Source organism: Microbulbifer maximicatervae (SeqCode) (assembly GCF_052467695.1).
The window spans coordinates 4,280,954-4,304,275 of the sequence record NZ_CP174320.1 but is presented as its reverse complement, the minus strand read 5'-3'; the positions used below and the strand labels follow the sequence as shown (position 1 = coordinate 4,304,275).

Here is a 23,322-nt window from a genome sequence, read left to right as displayed (position 1 = left end):
GGCTGTATGAAAGAAATATTAGTGGTCTCTTAGAAGGTGACCCTTATCTTCGCTTACTGTAGTTACGCTCCAGTATTTCCTGGCGAGCTTTCTCTTCAAAGGAAAGCTCTGCGGTGGGTCTTATCAATAGTCGCTGCAGCCCGATAGGGTCACCGCTGATTTCGCAGTAACCGTAGCTGCCATCTTTTATTTTCTCCAGAGCCCGCTGGATCTTTCTCAACAGCAGGTTCTTTCGACCGGTAAAGCGCAGATGTTGCTGGTTCTCTTGCTCTGCGGTCGCCCGGTCCAGGTCATCAGCTAAGGCAAGTTTCGTGGTAGCAATAGCCTGTTGCCCGTGTGCAAGCTCGGCTAGCAGGTCATTTCTCAATTCCATCAGAAGCTGTTTGAAGAAGAGTAATTGCTTTTCGTTCATATAGTCTGATGCAGGCATCCCCAGCAGTTCTTGTTCACCGATTTTTGGCATTCCATGAATCCCCTGTTGCATAGCTCGTGTTGACTTGAAATATTAAATTTATGATATAACATATCATTAAGTTGATTGAAGTGTATGTGGTTGTCTTGGGTTCTCGTAGATTAAAAGGATTGTTGTGAGAGATACTTTAGGAATTTTGGCTTCTGGGCTTTGCTTGCTGCACTGTCTTTTGACTCCTTTGTTACCGCTATTGGGAGGTTTGGGGATATTGGGTGCTTTACAAGAGGACCAGTTTCTCCACTTGCTGTTGCTTGTACCTGTGGTAATTCTGGCCTTGGCCCGCTTCCCAGCCTCTTGCCGGCGCCATCAGCGCTACGCGGTAATGATTGTTGGTTTCTCCGGGGCATTGCTGTTGGTTGGTGCGCTATATCTCGAGGGGGTATGGGAGCTAGTTGCCAGTGTTCTTGGTGCAGGCTTATTGATTGTTGCCCACTGGGTAAACCTGCGCTTGATTTATCGGGATGCTTTAGTCGAGTAGGTGAGGGTCATGAAACTTGCAGGAGCATTGTTTGTTGCGTTGTTTTGGGCCGGCCCAGTCGCTGGGGAAATGGGAAGTCATGTTCACGGTAAGGCGATGATGTACCTGGTGGCCGAAGCAGACAAAATCATCATCGAGCTGGAGTCACCCACAGTTGATCTAGTGGGATTTGAGCATGCGCCACGTAGCGATGCCCAAAAGCAGCGGTTAGAGCAGGTTGCTCACGAACTATCCAAGCCAGATCATTTTCTTGAGTTTGTCGGTGCCCAGTGCAAACCCTTAAATGTGGAAGTTAAGGCGCCATATAGCGCAGAAGTTACCAGTGACAACTCGGTGCACAGTGGTTTCCGTGCTAGTTACCAATTCAAGTGTGATAATCTGGCACAGTTCAACAGTGTCATTGTTACCCTGTTTGAGAGGTTTCCCGGTATTCATGGGATTGCAGTGCAATGGATCAGCTCCGGTCGTCAGGGGGCTGAACTGCTCACTGGTAAAGACAACAAATTGCAAATGAAATAGGCTATGAAAGCATCCCAAATCAAACAGACCCTGAGTGTGGCGGAACAAACCTGTCGCAGTTCAGGTGCCCGCCTGACTGAAAAGCGTAAGAACGTTCTTACCGTGTTGTTGCGGTCAAAAACTCCGCTCTCTGCCTATGAAATAGCGGAGCATTACAATGGTGACTTTGGCGACTCAATTCCCGCCATGTCTGTCTATCGTATGCTGGACTTTCTGGCCGCAGAGAACTTAGTTCACAAGCTTAATTCGGAAAATAAGTATCTGGCCTGTGCTCATATTGCCTGTGACCACAGCCACCAGACTCCACAGTTTTTAATCTGCAATCGCTGCAGCAAAGTGCGGGAAATCGGTATTAGGCCCGAAGTCATTGATGCATTGCGCGATACGGTTGAAAGTGCTGGATACCATCTCCAGACATCCCAATTGGAGCTGGATTGTGTTTGTGATGAGTGCAGCCGGGATGCAGCTTAGTGGCAGCTAGTCAGTTAATACGCGGGGTACCTGCCAACGTTATCACTGGTTTTTTGGGCGTCGGCAAGACAACGGCTATCCGGCATCTCCTGGAAAGTAAGCCCGCTGATGAGCGCTGGGCTGTTCTTGTCAATGAGTTTGGAGAAGTGGGGGTTGATGGCGCACTTTTTGAACCAGAACAGGAAGGCAATATTTATATTCGGGAGGTACCTGGCGGCTGTATGTGCTGTGCTGCTGGTTTGCCGATGCAGGTTGCTTTAAACCAGTTACTGGCTAAGGCCAGACCCCATCGATTAATAATTGAGCCGACGGGCTTGGGGCACCCTAGAGAGGTGCTGGCGGCTTTGTCTGATGCAGTGCGCGGCGGTGTGTTGGACCTTTGCGGTACGCTAACTTTGGTCGATGCTCGCTGTATTGAAGATAACCGCTACTTACGCAGTGAGACTTTTCGGCAGCAATTAGAAGTTGCTGATCTGGTAGTGGCTAATAAGTCTGATCTCTACGGCCCCGAAGACATGCAAAACCTTCAGCGATTTCTCTCGTTCTTAGGTGAGGGCGCTGAAAAACCGCTGCAAGTGGTGGAGCAGGGGCGTATCGAATTGGATTGGCTCCAGCTGCCCTGCAGTTTTCAGGTCTCGTCGGGGAGTGACCACCACCACCCAGTAACTCAGGCGGCGGATGAGATTGAGCTATTGCCGGAGTGTGGCTATCTCCGCTCAGAGAATAGCGGAGAGGGTTACTACAGCTGTGGCTGGCGTTTTAGCCCTGAATTTATATTTGATTATGATGCGCTCTTTTCACTATTCAGTGGCACTGACGCTGAGAGAATCAAGGGGGTATTTATTACCGAGCAAGGTGTATTTGGATTTAATAAGGCTGACAAAGTGCTTACAGTTTTAGAGCTGGATGACACATTGGAAAGCCGGGTAGAGGCGATTAACCAAGCGCGTTTGGATTGGGATGCAATGGAGAGCTCCTGGATCGCTGCCCTGGCGGATAACCAGGGTACCGAAACAAAAGTGTTTTACGAATCCAAATAGCTATATGGCCAGGTATTCAAATCTGGCCTGGCTTATTAGAAATTTTTGCATAAATTCGGTCATTTTTTCGCGGCCGTATTCCGTAAAGTTTTAATCTGACGTAAATCTCTGAAGTAAACCAATGAATATAAAATTACTCGGCCGCTTAACTGTGGCATGGCTTGCTATGTCCGGAACCTCGGGCAGCTTTGCCGCAGACCCCCTCAATGTAACCGGTGATAAGTTCCGCCAGTTGGAGGAGCTACTGCCGACACCTAACAGCTATCGCACAGCTTCGGGAGCCCCTGGTCATGCCTACTGGCAGCAGCAGGCGGACTACGATATCAAGGTTTCATTGGATGATGATAAGCAACTGATCACTGCTTCAGAGACTATCACTTACACCAATAATTCGCCGGACACCCTGCGTTACTTGTGGGTGCAACTGGATCAAAATCGCTTCAAGCCAAATTCCTCTGGTAATTTGGCGACGCCGGTTGATATGGAGGCGATTGCTCCAGATACCATTCCATTTAAGAGTTTTCGTCGTGCAGTAGTATCCGGTGAATTCCCAGGCGGATACCAGATTACTAAAGTGGCTGACACTCGGGGTAGGGAGCTTCGCCATACTATTGTCGATACCGGCATGCGAATTGACTTGCCCCAGCCTCTGGCCTCAGGTTCCAGCGTGAGTTTCCAGATTGACTGGGCTTACAAGGTTATTGAGCAGAAAGCACTGGGTGGGCGTTCCGGTTATGAATATTTTGAGCGCGACGATAACTACTTATACGAGATAGCCCAATGGTTCCCTCGTATGGCTGCATATAACGATGTTAGCGGGTGGCAAAACAAGCAGTTCCTGGGACGCGGCGAATTTGCGCTGGAGTTTGGGGATTATCGCGTTGCTATTGAAGTGCCAGCAGATCATATCGTTGCTGCAACCGGTGTTCTTCAAAATCCCAAGGATGTATTGACCTCCAAGCAGCGCGAGCGTTTGAGAAAGGCTCGAGTAGCCAGTAAGCCTGTGATGATTGTCACTAAGAATGAAGCGCTGGAGAACGAAAAAAGTCGTTCAAATAAGCGTAAAACCTGGGTATTTGAAGCTGAGAATGTACGTGACTTTTCTTGGGCTTCGTCACGTAAATTCCTGTGGGACGCACAGGGTTACAAGAAGGGTGGAACCGATACGATGGCTATGTCCTTCTACCCGGAAGAGGGCACTCCACTGTGGGACAAGTACTCAACAGAGTCCATTATTCATACAATAGATATCTATAACCGCTACAGTTTTGACTATCCCTATCCGGTCTCTATTTCCGTCAATGGCCCTGTGGGGGGAATGGAATACCCCATGATCACCTTCAATGGTCCGCGCCCTGAAATTGATGAGGAGGACCGCAGCAAGCGTACTTACTCTCGCCGCACCAAGTATGGGCTTATCTCTGTGATCATTCATGAGGTGGGGCACAATTATTACCCTATGATCATCAACTCTGATGAGCGTCAGTGGACCTGGATGGATGAGGGCCTGAATACCTTCGTACAGTTCTTGGCTGAACAGGAATGGGAAGAGAAGTATCCATCCCGCCGTGGCGATGCACGAAAAATTGTCGAGTATATGAAGAGTGAAAACCAGGTTCCGATTATGACGAACTCGGAATCTGTGCTTCAGCTTGGTAACAATGCCTACGGTAAGCCTGCAGCTGCACTGAATATCCTGCGTGAATCCATTATGGGGCGTGAGTTGTTCGATTTTGCTTTCCGGGAATATGCCCAGCGTTGGAAGTTCAAACGCCCTATGCCTGCGGACTTTTTCCGCACTATGGAAGATGCATCAGGTATGGATCTTGATTGGTTCTGGCGTGGCTGGTTCTATACTACCGATAATGTCGATATCAGCCTTGATGCGGTCCATCATTACACAGTAGGCACCAAGAACCCTGAAGTGGAAGGTCCCTGGAAACGGGCCCAGCATGAAAATGAGCCAGACACTATCACTGTAATTGAAAACCGCGAACGAAAGCTGACTCGCATCGTTGATGGTAAGCCGGAGCTGGAAGACTTCTACAACAAGCACGATGAATTTGATGTCTCCAATGCGGACCGCAATAGCTACCAAAGCCAACTTGAAGGGCTTGAGGACTGGGAAAAGGACATGCTCAAAGTAGAGAGCAATGTCTATGTAATGGACTTTAGCAATATTGGCGGCCTGGTAATGCCGTTACTCCTGCGCCTGGAATATGAAGATGGAAGTATTGAGGACTTACGTATCCCTGCGGAAATCTGGACTCGCAATGCTAAGAAAACTTCCAAAATGCTGGTGCGGGACAAGAGCAAGGTACTCAAGTCAGTAGTGCTCGACCCCCACTGGGAAACAGCAGATGTTAATGTGGAGAACAATTTCTACCCACGCCGAATTATCAAGTCTCGCCTGGAGCTATTTAAGGATGAGAAGCCGCGTAACTTGATGAAGGATTGGGACGTAGAGCTTAAAGAGGAAGATTAAGCCTTGGAAGAAGTGCAGCTCTGCGGCAGTGGGCCTGGAGAGCTGCACTTAGTGCTCTTTACTTAACGTATCCACCTGAAACATTCATTGTGTTGTGGTAGTAATTGATGAAAGTTTTATTTTCCTTCTTGTTGATAGTAACGACCTCGATATTTACACTCCAGGCAAATGCACATCGCTATCATTTTGGTTTGACCGACCTCTCCGTAAACGAGCGCACTCAAACACTGGAGGTCTCCCATCGTTTTTTTGTTGCTGATATTGAAAAGGCCTTATCAATAAGTGCCAGTAAAGAATTGAATGAAGCACAAAAACAGATGGAGAGCTATGTCAATTCAAGATTCCAGATTAGCCAGGAAAATGGTGAGTTGTTGAAGCTCAATTGGGTAGGTGTGGAGTCCGATGTTCATGACATCTGGATATATCAGGAAATACCTTTGGTAGATATTTCCAGCAAAAAATTGTGTGTTAAGCAATCAATGCTCATGGAAATTGAGCAGGATCAAGTGAATACTATAAATGTCAATCGAGGTAAGAAAACCCAAAGTTACACCTTAAAACCAGGTGGGAGTAGGGTAGAGTTTGCCTTATAAGCTGGAAATTTATCAGATAGCATCTAATTTTGTGCTTGTCTGAAGAGCTGTAGTTCAGGGTTGACCTGACAGAAGACCTTTTGAAAACCGGTAACTGTCAGATCAAATCTGAACTGATGCAGTCAAAAGCAGAATAGCTCAATAGGCTATACGTCCACTCTTGAGAAAAGTTAAATTACTTGCCCCGTTACCGGCATATATATCATGGTTGTATGGGAGTTGCCGTTATGATTACTATCTTTACCAAAAAAATGAGCCATATCTAGTAGCTCCCAACCGCCTGTATTTCCATCAGTAAAAACACAGTCACTTTTATTGCCTGCTCCATGACCATTTGAGGTATGAATCATTACATGTCTCATAACTCCTAAATTTGATAGAAAACCAACGAAGCAGCCCTCCGGCAAGGTCATTAAATCGTGCAGAGTATTAACTGATCGGGTTCTGGGGGTGGCTCCAAAAATTCTATTGTAGTTATTGTTACCAGTAACATTATAGTTTTTGTTGTCCATGGTTACACTTGGGCAGTTTACACCCTTGGCGCTCCAGGCACAGTAGAGCGCAGCGTCCCAGCATTGCAAACTGCTTAGTTTTGTATAAAGGGAAAGCTCTGGCCCTGTCAGAGTGCCGTTCATGAAAGCGGGTTTCGCATTTCCCATCGCTTCAGCTAACAGACGTGTTCTTCTACCCGGTGTTTGCCCCTCAGGGATTAAGGTCATTAGTGGCATTTTTGTTCCTTATTTTTATGCTTAGAAGTTGTTTTCTAAATGTTAATGCACCAAATGAATCGCATTGAAGCCATGATAAATGAATGGCGGACCTAACTGTTAGAAAAAAGTGCTATTTGTAATGCTGTGTTTTAGTCGGCTAATGGCAATCTCTAGATGCGACTCTTTATTTTATATTTTTTGATTAAATGGCCGTGCTTTGTGGGCGGCAAGTCGTAAAACCCTACTTGGTATCAGGGGTTTCATTTTCGTAATTTCCGTTTCAGATCTTTAGTTTGAGTAACTGTGATCTCTGGTATCAATTTCTGGATGTTATTAACGGCTTCATGTTGCTTGTAAAGGCAGTTGAGTTGAGGTCGCTATGGTTGTTTTAGCTTGGAGTAATAGCTAGATGTAAATCTTTCTTAAATTATCCGCATCGATGGGTAGGGTGTTTGGATTTCCTTATAAAACTATTAATCTGGAGTCACATAATGCCAGTCGAGGCTATTGTGTCCTTTGTTTTTGGTGGTTTTTGGTTGTCTCCGGGGTTATATTCCTTCACGTACTTGTTTAAACCAGCTGAGTACTTTCTGGTGGTGTTCTTGCCCGTATAAGAGAATAAAATTACGGGTGTGGTAATTCTTGTTGTCCTGCAGTGCATTGATGCGCTCATCAACAAATTCTGGTGTTAGTTCGATGCCGCACTCTACCGTAATGCAATGTAGCCAAGCGTTGAAATTCTCTGGTACTACTGGCTGGGTCATAATAACTCCTAATTATTTTCTTGGTGCCTACGGGCCCTAAGGGAAGTTCTTGTGAAAACGCAGGGATTTATCTAAGTTCTTATTGAGGGCAATTTATAAAATGGAAAAACCACCGGCAATGATTACTGCTGGTGGTTTGATTGATTGACTAAAGCCTTTCCCTGACTAAAACATGCCTCGCAATCCAACACTAAAGTTCCGCCCCGGCAGTGGAGCAAGTTCCTTTAGGAAGGATGAATGCACGTAAGCTAACTCGTCAGTTAGATTGTTAGCCTTCAGGTAAACGGTGAGGTCGTGTTGGCTTCCTTGAAAAGTGTATGCAAGCTCAGTATTCAAAAGTGTGTAAGCAGCGGTGCTGGTTTCCAGTTCTGATACTTTGTTTTGCTCAAACGCGTGCGTAATCTCAATTCCTGCATCCCATCCATTGGAGCTATAACTTAACATACCGCCCAATCGTACAGGTGGAGTGCGAGGCAGGTTACCTCCGTCATCTAACTTTCCACGAACAGTGTCTCCCCATAGTGTTAATGTGAGTGGCTTGGATATTTGCCAGGCAAATTCAGCTTCTAGCCCGTAGAGTGTCGAATTAGCTTGATCGAAGACATAAACGGGTAATTCGCCATGATCGTGACTCTCTTCTTCCTCATCGTGACCATGCTCTTCAATATCTTCGCTGGTGTAGCCCGTATTTCGCTCGTAGTAGAAATTATCAACCTGGTTGTAGAATAGATTCAGCACCCAGCCGATATTTCCGGAATGCCGGCGAAAACTGAGGTCAATGTTGTTGGAAACCTCTTCCTCAACATTGTTCTCGTAGTAAAAATAGGGCTCTTCTGTGTCATCCAGTCTAAATAGTGCGCCGACTTCGAAGGTGCTGGTGCCAATATGGGGACCATAAGAAAAAAGTTCAGCGGTACTGGGTGCTCGTTGGGCGTGGGTAAAAGAGATGCCGGCATTGTAATTAGCGGCAATGTCCCAGACCAAGCCGGCAGAAAAGCTATAGGGTGTGAAAGCTAACTTATCGAGATTTCCCCCCTCCCAGTCATCATCGGTGGCTTCGATAGTGACTCTTTCGATTCGGGCTCCTAACTGCCATAGGAACTCTCCCGTGTGCTTTTCCTGTATTAGCCCAATCGCTGAGCTTTCCGTTGTGCTCGGCGGAGTGAACGCCTCTTCGCCTATTGCTTCAAAATCAGTGGTTTTGCTTTCCAGGGTTATTGCACCACGCCAGCCGGCCATCTCTTGCAGCAGCAGGTTGACCCGTGCTTGCAGTGTTTGATTACTGAATGTCGTACCGATAGCGTTGTTTTCGATCTCGGAATGTTCGTAGTCTGTGTAGCCAATTCTGGCATCCAGGCCGCTCAACCATGGGTTATCCAGTGACAGTTCGCTAGCCAATTGCCAGCGGTCCTGTTTCAAGTCAGAGACTACTTCTAACTCTTCTTCATGCTCGTCATGATGCTCTGACTCATCTTCCTCGTGTTCCTCATGTTCTTCAGCGTGCGAATGGCTGTGCCCGGGAATACCGTTAATTCGCTCCAGGCGTCCATAGGCAAGGCCGATTGAACCATTATCTAAAACCAGTTGCCACCAATGTTGAACCCTTTGCTTTTTGAGTCACTGTTCTCTAATACCCCACTGGATTCTTCGCCATAGTCGCTTGAGGTGGGAATTTCATAGTCGTCACTTTTGCGCCAGAAGCTGTCCACGTGATACGCCAGCTGATCATTGCCGCCGGTATGAGCCAGCGAGGCTTCGCGCTCATCTGCCACGGTATTGCTTCCCAGCGAATAAGCAGTCCTGTTTTCACTAGAGGTAGGGATCCGCTCATCTACCACATTGACTACGCCACCGATGGCTCCTGAACCATAAAATAGAGTGGCAGGTCCCCGCAGGATTTCTATCTGCTCTGCAGTAATGGTCTCAGTGGCGACGACATGGTCTGGGCCAACTCGGGAGGCATCAGCGCTATCGAGCCCATTTTGGGTAATCAGAACGCGGGGGCCGTTGAGTCCGCGGATAATGGGACTACTGGCTACTGGTCCAAAGTAACTGGAATGAACCCCTACTTCATTCTTGAGGGTTTCTCCCAAAGTGGAGGCTTGTTTTCGACGCAGCTCTTCGCCGGCTACCACTGTTACTGGTTGTGCTGATTCAATGGTCGAAGCATGTAATGGCGTGGCTGTTACGTCAATTTGCTCGATAACAGTGTGTTGCAAGGTAACCTTCAGGGGCTCATCCTGACCAGCTTGTAAAATTACTGTCTTATGGCTGTGCCCCGGGGCATTGATATGGATCTCGCGGAGCTGTGAAGTATTCACCTCAAGTGAAAATCGGCCCTGCGCATCTGTTTGTGCCTGCTGTCTACTTCCCGCGACTTCAATACTAGCGCCATAGATGGGCTCTCCAGAAGAATCTAATACCTGGCCGGAAATCCCATGGGCCAGGTTAGATAGGGTCATCAGTGCGAAAAGGTTCGCAGTAAGTTTCATGAGTTATTCCTTATAAGATTTTTACGTCCAAGTGCACGCTAGTTACTCGTCGGCGGACCCGAAATCGAAAGTGAGTAGCAGTCGCAGTTGGCCGGGCTCGACACTCGGCGAGCGGTGGATTAGACCGGCCCCTTCATTGCCCTCCCAGAGTTCGCCTTTGAGAAGGGCAACCGAGCCGCATGCCAGGTGATTGATGGAAGTTGGAGGGAATTCCTGGTTAGCCTTTAAGTTGAGCGTATTTGGGTCAATAGAGTCTGGAGTCAGCCACTCTGTACCTGTACCTAAATATGTCGTAATCAATCGGCAGGGCACCCGATCTACATGAAACTTGGGGCACATTGCACCGTTCAGGGTTGTTAAACGAATACCGACTCCACTTAGCTCAAATAGGTAACTGAACATATCTGCCAGTAGCTGGATATCAGCACATAGGTGCGGGTAGGGCTTAAGCTCCGGTAATACTTCAGCGAGACGGTCAATCTTGGTGGTGGGAAGCAGAATCCGGCGGTTGGGGTGTACACCACTATTTAAGAGGGTGCGGCAATCACTGGCTATGCTACTGGGCAGTTCCCGTTGCCAGATGGCCATATTGATATCAGCTTGGAAAATATCTGTTAAAACTTCTCCAATATCTGCAGATACGGCCCGACGGATATTTGGCAGGTCTGCCTCTGACAGTCCTTCTTCTTTCGGAGCCAGTTCAGCACTTGGAGTTTGTGTGATAAGTGTCTCATGGCTTCTTTCTGTAAAGTCGGTCAGGCTCAAGCTAATCTCCAATTAAGTAACTTCGGCTAATAAACACTATTTTCAGAGGCTTTAATTGCTTTGCTCTCTGCTGTGGCGGGCGCTGCAATACCTAAATTCCTCACTCGCACTACCCACTCCTTAATGTAGGTGATGTTATAACATATCATATTGAGAATGGTCGGCCTTGGCAACCTCCAACATTGGGGTGAATCAAGCTTGAAGACCGAATTCATCAGGAGTTCTGATAGCTGGAAGGAACCTTGGTGAGACGTATTGACCACTGCCTGGCGCAAGTAGATTATTCGGCGATGTTCTTTTTAGCAGCAAAACTGTTTATCGCAGATTTCTTTCTTGCTGTCGTCGTAATTCACATTTTGCTCAGATTTGACTGGATTAAAATGATATAGTGTATCAATTGTGTGTTTATGGTTTATCCCACTTGAGTGGAGGAGCCAGGGAAATAATGGCAATGATTGGCAGGATTTAGCTAGGGGTGCAGCTTCGTGCCGGCCTGCAGCCGGGGAGGGTGTGTTACTCTGTCAGCCTGCCGTGTTTATGAGTGAATTTTCGGTGTACCGGAAAAGACAGGGTTAGCGTTGGGAAGTACCCAAAATTAACCTGTTATTTTTTAAATATTGCTGAGTAAATATGAAGATCAATAATTCTATTGTTTACGGGGTTGCAACTGCTGCGTTATTTGCTGGAGCGAGTTGCGCCAGTCTCGCTGCAGAGAAAGAGAGTGTTTCAACTGAAGGCATGTGGCAACCTCACCAGTTGCCTGAGCTGTCCAAAGAGCTTCGGACTCATGGCCTGGAGCTGGACCCAGCCAGCATGACCAAGCTTACCGAATTTCCAATGAACGCGGTGATCAGCCTGGGAAACTGTTCTGCTTCCTTTGTCTCTCCCACGGGATTGGTGATTACCAACCACCACTGCGCCTACGGTTCAATTTCATACAATTCAACTGAATCCAAGGATTTACTGGCTGAAGGTTTCCTGGCCGGAGATTTGTCTGAAGAGCTGCCTGCTGCACCGGGCTCCCGCGTCTACGTCACCGTTGCAATGAACGAAGTAACGGACAAGGTTAACGAACGCCTGACAGATGAGATGGATGGTGCTGCACGTTTTGCCGCAATCGAAGAAGCGGAGAAGGCGCTGGTTTCCGAGTGTGAAAAAGATCCGGGCCATCGCTGTGAGGTCTATAGCTACTACGGCGGTTTGAATTACTACCTGGTTAAGCAGCTGGAAATCCGCGATGTGCGTTTGGTTCATGCGCCGGCGTCTTCGATTGGCAAATTCGGCGGCGATATCGATAACTGGATGTGGCCTCGCCATACCGGCGATTACGCTTTCTACCGCGCCTATGTTGGCAAAGATGGTAAACCGGCTGATTATTCCAAAGATAATGTCCCTTACGAGCCCAAGCACTACCTGCCCGTAGCGGCAAAAGGCCCTAAGGAAGGCGATTTTGTGATGGTTGCCGGTTACCCTGGCCGCACTAATCGCTATCGCACCGCCCAGGAAGTGGAAAGTAATTTTAATTGGTATTACCCAAACATGCAGCGGGTATTGGGTGAGTGGTCAGAAACGATTGGTGCGGCTACCGCCGACAATAAAGATGCAGAGTTAAAGTATGCCAGTCTCGTGGCAGGCTTGAATAATTACTCTAAAAACTTTACCGGCATGATGGAGGGATACCAGCGTAGCGATCTATTGCAGCGTAAAGAAAAGCTGGAAAAAGATTTGCAGGCCTGGGTGGATTCAGACAAAGCCCGCCAGAAAAAATACCAGTCTACTATTGATGACCTTGAGGCACTGGTTGTAGAAAAAGAATCAACCCGTGAACAGGATCTCGCCATCGATTATATGGATCGTTCAGCTATGCTGGGTTCCGCGAGCAAACTGTATCGTTTGGCTAAAGAGAACGAAAAACCTGATGCTAAGCGCAAGCCGGGTTATCAGGAAAGGGATCTGACCCGATTCACAGAGGGCATGCGTCGTATTGAACGCAGCTATCACCCATCAGTCGACAAACAGATCTGGCTTTATTTCCTGGACCGTTACCAGGCGCTCCCTAAGGAGCAGCGTATAGCCAGCTTTGATCGTTACTTGAATATCGGCAAAGGCAATACTGACTTAGAGGCAACTCTCGACAAAATGTATAAGGAAACAGAGCTTTCCAATGTCGAGGTACGTGAAGCGTGGATCGGTAAAAAGCCCGAAGACTTCAAAGAGAGCAAGGATCCGTTTATCCAGCTGGCAGTGGCCATGTACGATGATATGCTTGCCCGTGAAGAGCATGAGGAGTCCATGAAAGGGCGCTTCGCTCAATTGCGCCCACAGTATATGGAGATGCTGATAGATTATTACCACTCCTTAGGTAAGCCGGTCTACCCGGATGCAAATAGCTCTCTTCGCGTGACTTATGGCCTGGTTAAAGGCTATGAGCCACCAGCTGGAACAATTAAAGAGGCAGCAGATGGTAATGACGGTAAACAAGGCTTTGTACCTTTTACAACATTGCGTGGTATTAAGGCAAAGTATACCGGCGAGGACCCCTTTGATGCTCCCAAGGCTTTGATGGAAGCGATCGATAAGAAGAACTATGGCCGCTACTATGAAAAGCAGCTGGATTCAGTACCGGTTAATTTCCTAAGTACCGTAGATATTACGGGCGGTAACTCAGGATCTCCGACAATGAATGGTCGCGGCGAGCTGGTGGGAGTCGTATTTGACGGAACATACGATAGCATCAATGCTGATTGGGACTTCACCGATAGCACCCGGGCGATTCATGTCGATATCGCTTATATTCTCTGGGTAATGGAGAATATTGACGGGGCCGGATACTTGGTTCGGGAGATGGGCCAGTAGCCGGCAATCGATGAAGTAGTGTCCTCGGGTGAGCAGCGCTCGCCGGGGACATTATTCTGTGTAAGGTTGTATGTTATCCACTTCCATACTGTAAGCCGCAGTTCCGAACTCGCTTTCTATCTTCAATGTTCTCAGTTTCCCTTCTATAGAGAAAGGTTCGTACAGAGCGTCAACTTGAACTCCCTCAGAAAAACTGCCATGGATAACCTGATTTGGAGGTGGGGGCGGCAGGTGGATACAGGCTCCGAAGTAGGGAACAAAAAGGAAATTGGAAATTGTTAATTCGTCATTGAATTCAATTGGAACTATAAACCCAGCAATACGTATCTGTTGGTTGTCGAACTCTGGTTTTATTCGAGTGGAAGTCAAAGCGGCTTGGTAACGGCTTTCATTTTCGCTCGTAGAGGCAATAGCTGATGTGTTAGGCATTGAGTCGGCAGTGGAGCCTTCAACAATATCATCTATGTATTCTGGTGGGTTGAGTAACGCATCCAGATCATCTTTCGGGATTAACTCTTCCCAGCTGACTTCGCGATAATTGATACTTACTTGTTTGACTTGAGTATGTTCTGCAACTGGGGGCGAAATTGGACGAGTTTCAATTCGACTGTCACAGGCAGCAGTGAGTAGTGCGGTGGTCAGGGTGCAGGCTGCCGAAAGGGGAGTTCTGTTCATGGCTCGGATTTATTTACTATACAAAATGATGTGATATATCATTATATATCTGTTTGCAAAAATCCATGCTGTAAATGAGGTAAAAGATGAATGCCTTCACTACAAGACCTCAACTTGCTATTGAGGTGGAGCAGTTGCGCTTCGCCTATCGTAAAGGCCCGGCAGTTTTAGAAGTCCCCTATTGGTCGCTACCAGTGGGGGAGCAGGTGTTTTTACGCGGCCGATCCGGTAGTGGCAAGTCAACGCTGCTGAACCTCCTGGCAGGCATTCTGGTTACAAAATCGGGGAGCCAAAAGGTTCTAGGCCAATCGTTGGATGAACTGAGCGAGCGCAAGCGGGATCGCTTCAGGGCGAGACATATTGGCGTTGTATTTCAGCGCTTTAACCTAATTCCCTATTTGAGTGTGGAGGACAATATTCGTGTCGCTACCCACTTTTCTGGTTTCCGTGGCGATTTTCGCGGCAGGGTTAATGAGCTGCTAACGGGGCTCTGTTTAGGAGAGGAAATTTTACCCAAGAAAGTGGCCAGCTTGAGTGTCGGACAGCAACAGAGGGTGGCAATCGTGCGGGCATTGATCAATGAACCGCAGTTATTGCTGGTTGATGAGCCTACATCTGCTTTGGACCCTGAAGCGAGAGATGCTTTTGTCCAGTTGTTGATGACTGCATGTCAGCAAAAGAAATGCACTCTGATCTTTGTCAGCCACGATAGCTCTTTGGAACGACACTTCCCTCTGGTTATGGATATGCGCGAAATAAATATTGCCTGGAAACTTAGGCCCGAGTGGGACACTGCACCAGAGGCTTTAGCCGATGTTTTTTAAACTTGCTTGGCAAAGCCTGATGCAGCGTAAGGGTAGTGTGTCACTGGCCGTATTGTCTGTAGCAATCAGTTTGATTCTAATGTTGGGGATCGAGCAGTTGCGAAGCCATACTAAAAACAGCTTTAGTCGAACTGTGTCAGGGGTAGACCTTATTGTTGGGGCGCCTACGGGACAATTGAATCTCTTGTTATACAGCGTATTCCATATTGGGAATGCCAGTAATCATATTTCATGGGATAGCTACCAGGAACTTTCTCACTTACCCCAGGTAGGTTGGGCGATACCCCTATCCTTGGGGGATTCGCACCAAGGTTACAGGGTGGTGGGAACCTCAACGGGATTTCTCGATCACTATCGGTATGGGAATAAGAGGCCATTGGAGCTATCAACCGGCCAGAATTTTATCGATACTTTTAGTGTCATATTGGGGACGGAGGTCGCTCGGGAACTCAACTACCAACTTGATGACACTCTCACACTGGCGCACGGTTTGGTTGGAACGCGCTTCACAGAGCATGGTGAAAACCCCTTTATCGTTAGTGGCATACTCAAGCCTACTGGTACACCAGTAGATCGAGCACTCTATGTAAGCTTGGCGGGACTGGAAGCCGTTCATGGTGCTGATGCGGAGCACGATGATCTGGTGCCTAATAACATTACTGCCTTCTTACTCGGGCTTAATTCCCCTATAGCTACATTTCAGGTACAGAGAAAAATAAACGAATATTCGAAGGAGCCGCTGCTGGCAATATTGCCGAGCATTGCACTATCGGAGCTTTGGCAGATATCCGGTGGTATAGAAAAGGTATTATTTTTTGTCTCAGCTATGGTGGTTTTGGCTGCATTACTTGGCTTATGTATCTTACTACTTTCCACGATGCGCGAGCGCAGACTGGAGATAGCACTACTGAGAACTGTAGGTTCTGGCCCTTTGTTTTTATTCCTATTGATCCAGTCTGAGGCATTTTTGGTTTTACTTTTAGGTGCGACAATTGCTGTTTCTGGATTGATAATGGGAGGCTGGCTGGTTGAGCCAATTCTGACAGATAAATTTGGAATCTATTTGGACGGCGTTGTTATAGGCGAACATACGATTGTGCTTTTAGCTTTAGTACTGGTAAGCACATTAATTGTGGCTGCTATTCCCGCTATAAGTGCATGCCGCCAGTCTTTGGGGGATAGTGATCTTCTGCATTGACTAGAAGATGAGGCGGAGCCAAATTCAGAGTAAGACTTTCTCTAGATTTTGATGTCAGAGGTAACCGAATATCTTTTATTTTATGGGCGATATTAGCTTTGTAATTTCTATATATATTTGCTTTGTTGCCTTTCCACACCATTCGTGATCCTATTTCCAGGCTGCGAGCTTTTCCTGTCACTGGGACTATTTATATCCCGTGGCTTGTAGCAGCCTACAAACACTATCTAATAATTTTTCATGACAAGGAAATAGTTTTGAATAGGATAATACTAACAATCTTAATGTTGCTGGGTAGCCTCAATATATTTGCTTCAACCCCAGATATTGAGCAGGCCAGAGATTCCTTAGAGATTGTGAAAGAATTAACCCCCTGGCCTTGGGAAGAGCCGGTAACTCCAATTATTGAAGAGTATATGGCAGCTGAATTCGATCAATACTCGGGGATGGCAAAATCCCACTATATGGTTGAAGAATTACTGATGCACAAGTGGGGCCAGTCAATCACAGAATTTATTGTATTAGCTGAACTTCTGTACACGTTTCAGCCAGAAGATTACCAGGAGCAATACAGGCCGGAATTTGATGCCGCTATTGCCGACCTGAATCTATTCAGATTGGCAATTAATGAGTTACTGCTTCCCCATGTACCCGGTTATAAACTGAAACAGCAAATTTTGACTAAGCGCTTTGATGGCGAGGGTATGGTAATTGCTGTCTTTGATTTGTTTGATCCGACACGCTTACAAGAGCAGCGCGAACAGTATCCCAATATTGAAGCAGAAGTTGCATTTGGTGATCCCATTACTTTCCTTCATGGTAACACCGCAATTGATATCATTTTGGATATTGCCCCTAAGGCAACTATTGTACCCGTTAGTGCTGAGAGCAAAACTTATAATGATGCAATGGCCTATATGCGGTATCGAGATGACATTAGTGTGATCAATATGAGCCGTGCATTCCATATCACCAATGACCAACTAGACCCAGAGTTTGCAGAGCATCTTTCCGCTATTTTACAAAGTAAGATTTTTACCAAGTCACTGGGAAATACAGGTACGGATCTTGAGCATAACAACTCCGATGTGAGAGAGCGCTTGGAACTACCGCCACTCGGCAGCTTCTTTACCTATGACCTGGATTTAATCAGGGCATTCCTTGCTCAGAATGAAGGGCAGGCCGGTGCTGAGAATTTGTTTTTTGCAATCAACCTCCAGCCATTCTCAAATGAGATCTCACTTACGGCGACGGTTCCGGGTTACAACCCCTTGGCTATTAAGCAGAGCTTTGCTATTGCCGGCGATGCAGTATATTCAGCTTCCAGTCAAAACTTTGAGTCTGGTAGCTCTTTTGCCGCTCCTCAACTAGCGGCTGTCAGCCTATTGCTCCTTGAAATGGCAGACTACTACGGCCTTAGCAGGGTAGAAGCTGCTCAACTAGTGAGCAAGTCATTGAAAGATAATGCTCGCCGCAGTTGGCTAGGTGATCACAACACCGGGCTTGGGTTCGTTGACGCCCACCGGGCTATGAGCGCTATTCTGAGAGCGAATAGCAAATAAGCTTGATTTAGTCATCGAGTTGAATGAGAGTGCGCTGGCAGGTTGAATATTTGCAGCCTGCCAGTTACCTGTATAGATGGTACTGTGGGTAAAGGAAGTGAATAGGAATAGGAGTGAATATTGAACATACTTTCCGCTCATATGGGGTCCTCATTCAATGAATTATCTCCACTGTTGCAATTTGCACACACTGGGATGAAGAGGTATGAGGGTTCTGTTGTCGTCAAACGAGGTGGGGTTATTGCGAATACTATTTGTTCAATATTTAGATTCCCGAAGGCGAGTTCAAGTTCGCAGTTAGTTGTTGATTGTGGACACTTTTCCGATCGGATGGATTGGGTGAGAGATTTCGATGGGTTCAAGATGAGCTCATCATTTTATTCAGAAAAAAATTACCTGGTGGAAAGGCTCGGCCCTTTGGAAATGCAGTTTACCGCTCATAATGTCGACGGAGCACTTGAATATCAGTTTTCGAAAACGAAGCTATTAGGTATACCTTTGCCAAAGTTTCTTTGGCCCAAAGTCAAGGCTTATGAAACAGAGAGTGAAGGGCAGTATCAGTTCAGTGTCAGTGTGCACATGTTTTTAGTGGGGTTCATTTTATCATATGCTGGCGATCTGAAAATTACGGAGCCCGCTTGATTTAAAATGCCATTAGGGAAGAGCGATCTCAGTAACAAGCTCTTCCCCAACTACAATATATTTTTTACTTACTTGGTATTAGAGGCTTCCGCTAGTCCCTTCAGAAGTTTATGGCTATCTGTATGAGCGCCAAAGACACCTCCCTGCATAGTAATCATCTTGAGAGCCGACTCATGGTTGCCGATGTCGGTAGCCCCAGTGCAGTCTGATAGAAGCAGGCACTCGAATCCTCGATCATTTGCTTCCCTCATGGTGGTGTGTACGCAGACGTCGGTTGTAACGCCCACGAGAATCAAGTTATCGATCCCTTTAAGCTTGAGTATTAGCCCGAGGTCTGTAGAAAAGAAGGTACCTTTGCCTGGTTTATCAATAATGACCTCACCAGCTTTGGGCGCTAGTTCTGGGATCACGTCCCAACCAGGTTCCCCTCTGACTAAAATACGTCCACATGGTCCCGGGTCGCCGATACCTGCAGCAATTTGTCGTGAGCGCCAGCGTTTGTTTGGAGGGAGGTCAGAAAGGTCGGGGCGATGTCCCTCCCGGGTGTACATAATGTGGTAGTTTTCTGCCCGCATCGCATTCAATACTTGCTGGATGGGTTCGATGGGCCTGCGCATTGCCTCCAGATCATATCCCATCTTGTCGACATAGCCGCCGGGGCTGCAAAAGTCCACCTGCATATCAATAACCACGAGAGCGGTGTTTTCTGGCCTGAGATCCCCATTATATGGCCACTTGTATGGGTTGGCCTCGACAGGGCCATTCTTGTCCGATGAATCTGAAGTGCTCATTGTCAAGGCCTCTACTTATTGATAGAGAAAGTGATTGCTAATGGATAATAGCGTTGATTGAGAGCTTGATTGAATGGCAAGGCTTTATCGGGCGCACAATTCTTGCTTAGGTGAGGCATAGCTGGATTTGCATAAGTAATAAGTGCTCATCTGGTAGTGGGTTTAGGCGTATCTCTCCTATATCTTTTATTCATGAAAGGCCAAAAATATTGTGACATCTATTTTTGTGTATACGGTTCTCTTCAAGTATTTGATCAAATTTAAAAGGCGATTTTTATTCGTATATCTAGCATATGAAATTGCGAATGCGATTTTATTGTGCGCTAAATATCTACAAACAAGGGAGCCTCTGAATAACTCCGTGATACCTCTGGCTTGCAGAGCGGTTCACAATCAAGGCGCGGCTTCGCAGGAATGTCTAGACCTTTCAAGAAGTCGCAACGCGGAGTGTGAATCGCTCTGCAAGCCCCGAAGGGCGGGCCTTGAAGGCCACAGCTGCTGCGTTGCAGCTCTTGCAAAGGACCGAGCCATTCGCGGCGAGCTGCGCCTAACATCTGTAGCCTTCAAGGCCCGCAGAGGCATTATGGAGTTATTCAGAGGCTCCCAAGATCACGGTTGGATAGTTCAAGCTTACTTCTATATTACGGTTCAAAGAGTTTGTTCTACTGATATGTGGAAGTGAAGCGTCATACTTTTTTTATTGAAAAATTATCTATATCATCCTGCGGGTCATTTTGAGTGAATTTTAGCGGAGCTTACTTGGTACTCCCATCTGATTAAGAAATATAGGGATTAAAAAATGCCCGCTTTTGTATTCATCTTTGAAGTTAAGAACCGTTTTTGGATGTAAGTAGTTAAAGGAAAGTTTGTGGAAAATCTTAAGAAGGGAATTTTCGCTGGTGTTGCATTACTGATTATCCCTATCACCATGGGGACAGTTTTCACGGTTGACGAGGGTCACGTAGGAATCGTAAAGCGATTTGGCAAGGCAGTTTCACAGGTTGATCCCGGAATTCATACGAAAGTCCCATTTATGGATAATGTGGTCGAAATCGAAGTGAGAACCCGGAAAAATGTTGAAACGATGAATGCCGCCACCGCAGAACAAATGCCGTTAAAAGCAGTGACCGCGGTGAACTGGACGGTAACTCGCAGTGCAGCCATAGATTTGTATAAGCAATATGGCGGTTTGGAACAATTTGAACAGCGGATTCTCGATCCCAGGCTGAGAAGCGCCAGTAAAGCTGGTCTGGCTGAATTCAAGGCAGAGCAGATTATCCAGAACCGGAATGCAGCAATTCGACGGATTGAGGAACTCTTGGAGGAGGAAACCAAGGGGTTGCCTATGGAATTGGGAGATGTACAGATTGAGAGCATCAGCTTGCCTCCCAAGTACATCCAATCTATTGAAACCAAGCAGACAGAGTTGAACTTGGCGGCTGCCGAAAAGCATAAATTGGAACGTCAAAAGCTGGAAGCGCAACGTGAGGTGAATACTGCTAATGCGCGCCGTGATGCCACCAAAGCTAAAGCAGATGGTGAAGCCCATAAGATTCGTGTAGAAGCCGAGGCGGAAGCTTTTGCGATTCTGGAGAAAGGGGAAGCGGAAGCTGCAGCGATTAAAGCAAAAGCTGATGCGATTGCCAGAAACCATACCTTGGTTGAATATATCCGCGCGCAGCAATGGAATGGTCAGATGCCTTCAACTATTATGGGTGGCGATCAGCCAATTCTGTGGGATATGGGGAATAACTCAGACCGCAGAAATTAAGATAGCCCAAAGCTAGAGCTTTGCTTGCTTTTTACACAAAAGGTTTGGTGCTTATCAATAGGAAGCACCAAACCTAGTTTGTTCAGTTGGCAGTATTTCTTAAATTCTAAATGATGGTACAGTCATTACTTAATGAGGACTGTTTGTTAGTCTCGTAGTTACTTGACTTGCCAATTAACTCCTCCCAATATCCGAAAGGTACTTTTCGGTGTGCTTATTACCCGGTATATCCTGATTAAATTTATTGATGTTCCTCGGGTATCACGCACTCTAAATCAAGGAGATTCCGGTTGAAACACTTTATATGGTTTATCACTGCTGCAATATTGGTTTTTGGTGCCAGCAACTCGGTGATCGCAGAAAGTGGGGGCTCATGTAGCAAGTTATGTACTTTTGTGCTCAAGAATAGTCGGACCTCAGAATATACGGTAATTAATAGGGAGAGGGCAGCCAGGCAGTTCACACCATTCTCTACTTTTAAGGTTCCCAATACCCTTATTGCACTTGACTTGGGTTTAGTTGAGAACCTGTTACAAGAGCTAACCTATAATCATGACAAATACCCAGCTAAAGAGTGGTGGCCTACAATCTGGTCAGAAAGGCCTTTGACGATTCGCGAAGCATTTCAAAATTCAGCGGTTCCGATCTATCAGCAATTAGCAACGGAGATCGGCGCTAAGAGAATGAATCAGTATTTGGCAGGTTTTAATTATGGTAATCGGGATGCTTCGTCTGGTATTGATACCTTCTGGCTCAATGAGAGTATCAAAATATCAGCGTTGGAGCAGGTAAACTTCTTGGAGCGTTTATTTACTGGTCAATTACCTGTATCGCAGTCAGCTATAGATAAATTTAAAGAAGTGATGCTGGTAGAGGAGACCGATGCCTATAAGTTATATGCAAAAACAGGAGGAGGGCCATTAGCTAAGAATAAGGCTTTAGGTTGGTATATTGGAATTGTAGAGTCCAATAACAATATTCATTATTTTGCGATTAACATAGATGGCAATAGTTTTCGGGAAGTACAAAAGAAAAGAATTGAAATTGCCAGAAAAAAACTATCTGAGTTGGGGGTTATTTAGGCTCTTTATAGCGAAGCTGTGGTACGTCTGTTTTTGCAATGGTTAGTGCTTTTTGATTGATTGTTGAGAGTCAATCGGCATAATGGCGATCAAATTCACTTTCATATGGAGCTTCCTATGGGAACTCAAGCTGTAAAAGTTATATTTGCTCTATTCATCAGCACCTTTTGCTCATTATGCCTGGCTGCTGATAAAGTAGCCAATTTGGATAAGCTTCTGCTTGTATCGGGTTTGACCAAGCAGGTTGAGGGGTTTCCTGAGCTAGTAAAATCTGGGTTTGCAGAAGGCGTACAGCAGGGTGCACCAATTCCTCAGGATAAACTGCAGAAGATTCTTGAAAGTGCAGATAATACAATTTTACCATCCATCATTATGGATGAAGTGCGCTCGTCACTGAGTACTTCTCTGACCGGTAAAGATGTTGAAGTTTTATTGGCTTGGTATGAGTCAGATATTGGTAAGAAAATTACCAAGGCTGAAGAGGAAGGAAGCTCTGAAGAGGCATTCCAGAGTTTGATGGCTAATGCTCAGCAGTTGATGGCTGACACAAAGCGCGTTGAAATGGCAACTCGTATTGATCAGCTTGTTGGTGCTACCGATATAGCGATGGAGATGCAGGCCTCTACGGCTATTGCTGTCTATTCCGCAGTGATGGCAGTGATGGCTCCCGGCCAAGAGATCAATCTAGATGCTTATAAGGCACAAATGGAAGCAATGAAGCCCCAGATGCGTCAAAATGTTGAGCAATTTGTTACTCTCTCTTTCGTGCAAACTTATCAAGGCTTCGACGATGCAAGCTTAGCGAAATATGAGGAGTTCTTGAGCCAGCCAGAAGCTAAAAAATTCAATTCCTCTTCAATGGCAGGGCTTAATAAAGCTTTAACACAAGTAATCGGCCGTTGGTCCGGTGATATGGCTTCTATACTTAAAAACGAAGCGAACTGATTATGGGATAGGGAGCTCCTGAATATCTTTATACTTCTTAAATAGAATATTTAGGGGGTTCTCGGCCTACCGCCTGCATCCATATTAGCTATAAAGGAAGCAGGCGGTATGACTATCACACATTTACCTTTCCATTCTATACCCTGAGGTGAGTCTCATAGGTTCGTCAGTTATTTGATAAAATAGC

22 protein-coding genes are annotated in these 23,322 nt (G+C 46.4%); 14 read left to right on the top strand and 8 right to left on the bottom strand.

Features of this window, described 5'->3' with window-relative positions:
* Positions 1 to 43: 43 nt before the first annotated feature.
* Positions 44 to 463: a TraR/DksA family transcriptional regulator gene (locus ACJJI8_RS18840; protein WP_444933357.1), complete on the bottom strand. Its 420-nt coding sequence runs from the start codon at positions 461 to 463 to the stop codon at positions 44 to 46.
* 124 nt (positions 464 to 587) lie between these two features.
* Here ACJJI8_RS18840 and ACJJI8_RS18835 point away from each other — a divergent pair, with 124 nt between their 5' ends.
* From ACJJI8_RS18835 to ACJJI8_RS18810, 6 genes are all read left to right on the top strand, one after another.
* Positions 588 to 950, top strand: a complete 363-nt coding sequence (locus ACJJI8_RS18835; RefSeq protein ID WP_444933356.1) for a MerC family mercury resistance protein — start codon at positions 588 to 590, stop codon at positions 948 to 950.
* Positions 951 to 959: 9 nt separating this feature from the next.
* Positions 960 to 1,469, top strand: coding sequence for a ZrgA family zinc uptake protein (locus ACJJI8_RS18830; RefSeq protein WP_444908145.1), 510 nt, complete (start codon positions 960 to 962; stop codon positions 1,467 to 1,469).
* 3 nt (positions 1,470 to 1,472) lie between these two features.
* Positions 1,473 to 1,940, top strand: coding sequence for a Fur family transcriptional regulator (locus ACJJI8_RS18825; protein WP_282933007.1), 468 nt, complete (start codon positions 1,473 to 1,475; stop codon positions 1,938 to 1,940).
* Positions 1,940 to 2,980, top strand: a complete 1,041-nt coding sequence (locus ACJJI8_RS18820; RefSeq protein ID WP_444933355.1) for a CobW family GTP-binding protein — start codon at positions 1,940 to 1,942, stop codon at positions 2,978 to 2,980. The genes ACJJI8_RS18825 and ACJJI8_RS18820 overlap by 1 nt, the downstream gene beginning before the upstream one ends.
* A gap of 121 nt (positions 2,981 to 3,101) precedes the next feature.
* Positions 3,102 to 5,465, top strand: coding sequence for a M1 family metallopeptidase (locus ACJJI8_RS18815; protein WP_444933354.1), 2,364 nt, complete (start codon positions 3,102 to 3,104; stop codon positions 5,463 to 5,465).
* Positions 5,466 to 5,572: 107 nt separating this feature from the next.
* On the top strand, positions 5,573 to 6,058 hold the full coding sequence (locus ACJJI8_RS18810; protein WP_444897483.1) for a DUF6702 family protein: 486 nt from the start codon (positions 5,573 to 5,575) through the stop codon (positions 6,056 to 6,058).
* A gap of 170 nt (positions 6,059 to 6,228) precedes the next feature.
* Here ACJJI8_RS18810 and ACJJI8_RS18805 read toward each other — a convergent pair whose 3' ends face one another.
* The 5 genes from ACJJI8_RS18805 to ACJJI8_RS18785 all read right to left on the bottom strand — a co-directional run bounded on the left by ACJJI8_RS18805 (position 6,229) and on the right by ACJJI8_RS18785 (position 10,789).
* Positions 6,229 to 6,786 carry a hypothetical protein gene (locus ACJJI8_RS18805; protein WP_157953999.1) on the bottom strand — a complete coding sequence of 186 codons (558 nt, stop codon included), beginning with the start codon at positions 6,784 to 6,786 and terminating at the stop codon, positions 6,229 to 6,231.
* A 530-nt stretch (positions 6,787 to 7,316) separates the two neighbouring features.
* Positions 7,317 to 7,532 carry a hypothetical protein gene (locus ACJJI8_RS18800; protein WP_413662157.1) on the bottom strand — a complete coding sequence of 72 codons (216 nt, stop codon included), beginning with the start codon at positions 7,530 to 7,532 and terminating at the stop codon, positions 7,317 to 7,319.
* Positions 7,533 to 7,697: 165 nt separating this feature from the next.
* On the bottom strand, positions 7,698 to 8,951 hold the full coding sequence (locus tag ACJJI8_RS18795) for a TonB-dependent receptor domain-containing protein (RefSeq protein WP_444933353.1): 1,254 nt from the start codon (positions 8,949 to 8,951) through the stop codon (positions 7,698 to 7,700).
* 155 nt (positions 8,952 to 9,106) lie between these two features.
* On the bottom strand, positions 9,107 to 10,024 hold the full coding sequence (locus tag ACJJI8_RS18790) for a TonB-dependent receptor (protein WP_444933352.1): 918 nt from the start codon (positions 10,022 to 10,024) through the stop codon (positions 9,107 to 9,109).
* A 42-nt stretch (positions 10,025 to 10,066) separates the two neighbouring features.
* Entirely contained in the window at positions 10,067 to 10,789 is a 723-nt protein-coding gene (locus tag ACJJI8_RS18785; protein WP_444927977.1) for a DUF1826 domain-containing protein, read from the bottom strand.
* Between the two features lie 630 nt (positions 10,790 to 11,419).
* Here ACJJI8_RS18785 and ACJJI8_RS18780 point away from each other — a divergent pair.
* Positions 11,420 to 13,645: a S46 family peptidase gene (locus ACJJI8_RS18780; RefSeq protein WP_444927975.1), complete on the top strand. Its 2,226-nt coding sequence runs from the start codon at positions 11,420 to 11,422 to the stop codon at positions 13,643 to 13,645.
* Positions 13,646 to 13,696: 51 nt separating this feature from the next.
* Here the strand turns inward: ACJJI8_RS18780 and ACJJI8_RS18775 are convergent, their stop codons facing one another.
* Positions 13,697 to 14,320 carry a DUF3299 domain-containing protein gene (locus ACJJI8_RS18775; RefSeq protein ID WP_444894019.1) on the bottom strand — a complete coding sequence of 208 codons (624 nt, stop codon included), beginning with the start codon at positions 14,318 to 14,320 and terminating at the stop codon, positions 13,697 to 13,699.
* A gap of 86 nt (positions 14,321 to 14,406) precedes the next feature.
* On the opposite strand from ACJJI8_RS18775, the gene ACJJI8_RS18770 reads away from it, so the two are divergent.
* The 4 genes from ACJJI8_RS18770 to ACJJI8_RS18755 all read left to right on the top strand — a co-directional run bounded on the left by ACJJI8_RS18770 (position 14,407) and on the right by ACJJI8_RS18755 (position 18,546).
* Positions 14,407 to 15,144, top strand: a complete 738-nt coding sequence (locus tag ACJJI8_RS18770) for an ABC transporter ATP-binding protein (protein WP_282932998.1) — start codon at positions 14,407 to 14,409, stop codon at positions 15,142 to 15,144.
* Positions 15,134 to 16,342, top strand: a complete 1,209-nt coding sequence (locus ACJJI8_RS18765) for an ABC transporter permease (protein WP_444933351.1) — start codon at positions 15,134 to 15,136, stop codon at positions 16,340 to 16,342. Before ACJJI8_RS18770 ends, ACJJI8_RS18765 begins: the two co-directional genes overlap by 11 nt.
* A 257-nt stretch (positions 16,343 to 16,599) precedes the next feature.
* Positions 16,600 to 17,904 (top strand): S8/S53 family peptidase, encoded by a 1,305-nt coding sequence (locus tag ACJJI8_RS18760; RefSeq protein ID WP_444933350.1) that lies wholly within the window; start codon positions 16,600 to 16,602, stop codon positions 17,902 to 17,904.
* Between the two features lie 120 nt (positions 17,905 to 18,024).
* Positions 18,025 to 18,546 carry a DUF4166 domain-containing protein gene (locus ACJJI8_RS18755; RefSeq protein ID WP_444933349.1) on the top strand — a complete coding sequence of 174 codons (522 nt, stop codon included), beginning with the start codon at positions 18,025 to 18,027 and terminating at the stop codon, positions 18,544 to 18,546.
* Positions 18,547 to 18,614: 68 nt separating this feature from the next.
* On the opposite strand, the gene biuH is transcribed toward ACJJI8_RS18755, so the two are convergent.
* Entirely contained in the window at positions 18,615 to 19,337 is a 723-nt protein-coding gene (gene biuH, locus ACJJI8_RS18750; RefSeq protein WP_444933348.1) for a biuret amidohydrolase, read from the bottom strand.
* An 868-nt stretch (positions 19,338 to 20,205) separates the two neighbouring features.
* Between biuH and ACJJI8_RS18745 the strand changes: the two genes are divergently transcribed.
* From ACJJI8_RS18745 to ACJJI8_RS18735, 3 genes are all read left to right on the top strand, one after another.
* On the top strand, positions 20,206 to 21,108 hold the full coding sequence (locus ACJJI8_RS18745) for a prohibitin family protein (protein WP_444927968.1): 903 nt from the start codon (positions 20,206 to 20,208) through the stop codon (positions 21,106 to 21,108).
* A gap of 290 nt (positions 21,109 to 21,398) precedes the next feature.
* Positions 21,399 to 22,190 carry a penicillin-binding transpeptidase domain-containing protein gene (locus ACJJI8_RS18740; protein WP_444933347.1) on the top strand — a complete coding sequence of 264 codons (792 nt, stop codon included), beginning with the start codon at positions 21,399 to 21,401 and terminating at the stop codon, positions 22,188 to 22,190.
* Between the two features lie 117 nt (positions 22,191 to 22,307).
* The gene (locus ACJJI8_RS18735) at positions 22,308 to 23,135 is read left to right on the top strand and encodes a DUF2059 domain-containing protein (protein ID WP_444933346.1); all 828 of its coding nucleotides are present in this window, start codon (positions 22,308 to 22,310) and stop codon (positions 23,133 to 23,135) included.
* Positions 23,136 to 23,322 lie beyond the last annotated feature (187 nt).

What these genes read in the sequence shown, in the direction of transcription:
- ACJJI8_RS18840 (WP_444933357.1), bottom strand. Translation starts at nt 463, where the DNA reads ATGCCAAAAATCGGTGAACAAGAACTGCTGGGGATGCCTGCATCAGAC.
- ACJJI8_RS18830 (WP_444908145.1), top strand. Translation starts at nt 960, where the DNA reads ATGAAACTTGCAGGAGCATTGTTTGTTGCGTTGTTTTGGGCCGGCCCA.
- ACJJI8_RS18825 (WP_282933007.1), top strand. Translation starts at nt 1,473, where the DNA reads ATGAAAGCATCCCAAATCAAACAGACCCTGAGTGTGGCGGAACAAACC.
- ACJJI8_RS18815 (WP_444933354.1), top strand. Translation starts at nt 3,102, where the DNA reads ATGAATATAAAATTACTCGGCCGCTTAACTGTGGCATGGCTTGCTATG.
- ACJJI8_RS18810 (WP_444897483.1), top strand. Translation starts at nt 5,573, where the DNA reads ATGAAAGTTTTATTTTCCTTCTTGTTGATAGTAACGACCTCGATATTT.
- ACJJI8_RS18805 (WP_157953999.1), bottom strand. Translation starts at nt 6,786, where the DNA reads ATGCCACTAATGACCTTAATCCCTGAGGGGCAAACACCGGGTAGAAGA.
- ACJJI8_RS18800 (WP_413662157.1), bottom strand. Translation starts at nt 7,532, where the DNA reads ATGACCCAGCCAGTAGTACCAGAGAATTTCAACGCTTGGCTACATTGC.
- ACJJI8_RS18790 (WP_444933352.1), bottom strand. Translation starts at nt 10,024, where the DNA reads ATGAAACTTACTGCGAACCTTTTCGCACTGATGACCCTATCTAACCTG.
- ACJJI8_RS18780 (WP_444927975.1), top strand. Translation starts at nt 11,420, where the DNA reads ATGAAGATCAATAATTCTATTGTTTACGGGGTTGCAACTGCTGCGTTA.
- ACJJI8_RS18775 (WP_444894019.1), bottom strand. Translation starts at nt 14,320, where the DNA reads ATGAACAGAACTCCCCTTTCGGCAGCCTGCACCCTGACCACCGCACTA.
- ACJJI8_RS18770 (WP_282932998.1), top strand. Translation starts at nt 14,407, where the DNA reads ATGAATGCCTTCACTACAAGACCTCAACTTGCTATTGAGGTGGAGCAG.
- ACJJI8_RS18765 (WP_444933351.1), top strand. Translation starts at nt 15,134, where the DNA reads ATGTTTTTTAAACTTGCTTGGCAAAGCCTGATGCAGCGTAAGGGTAGT.
- biuH (WP_444933348.1), bottom strand. Translation starts at nt 19,337, where the DNA reads ATGAGCACTTCAGATTCATCGGACAAGAATGGCCCTGTCGAGGCCAAC.
- ACJJI8_RS18735 (WP_444933346.1), top strand. Translation starts at nt 22,308, where the DNA reads ATGGGAACTCAAGCTGTAAAAGTTATATTTGCTCTATTCATCAGCACC.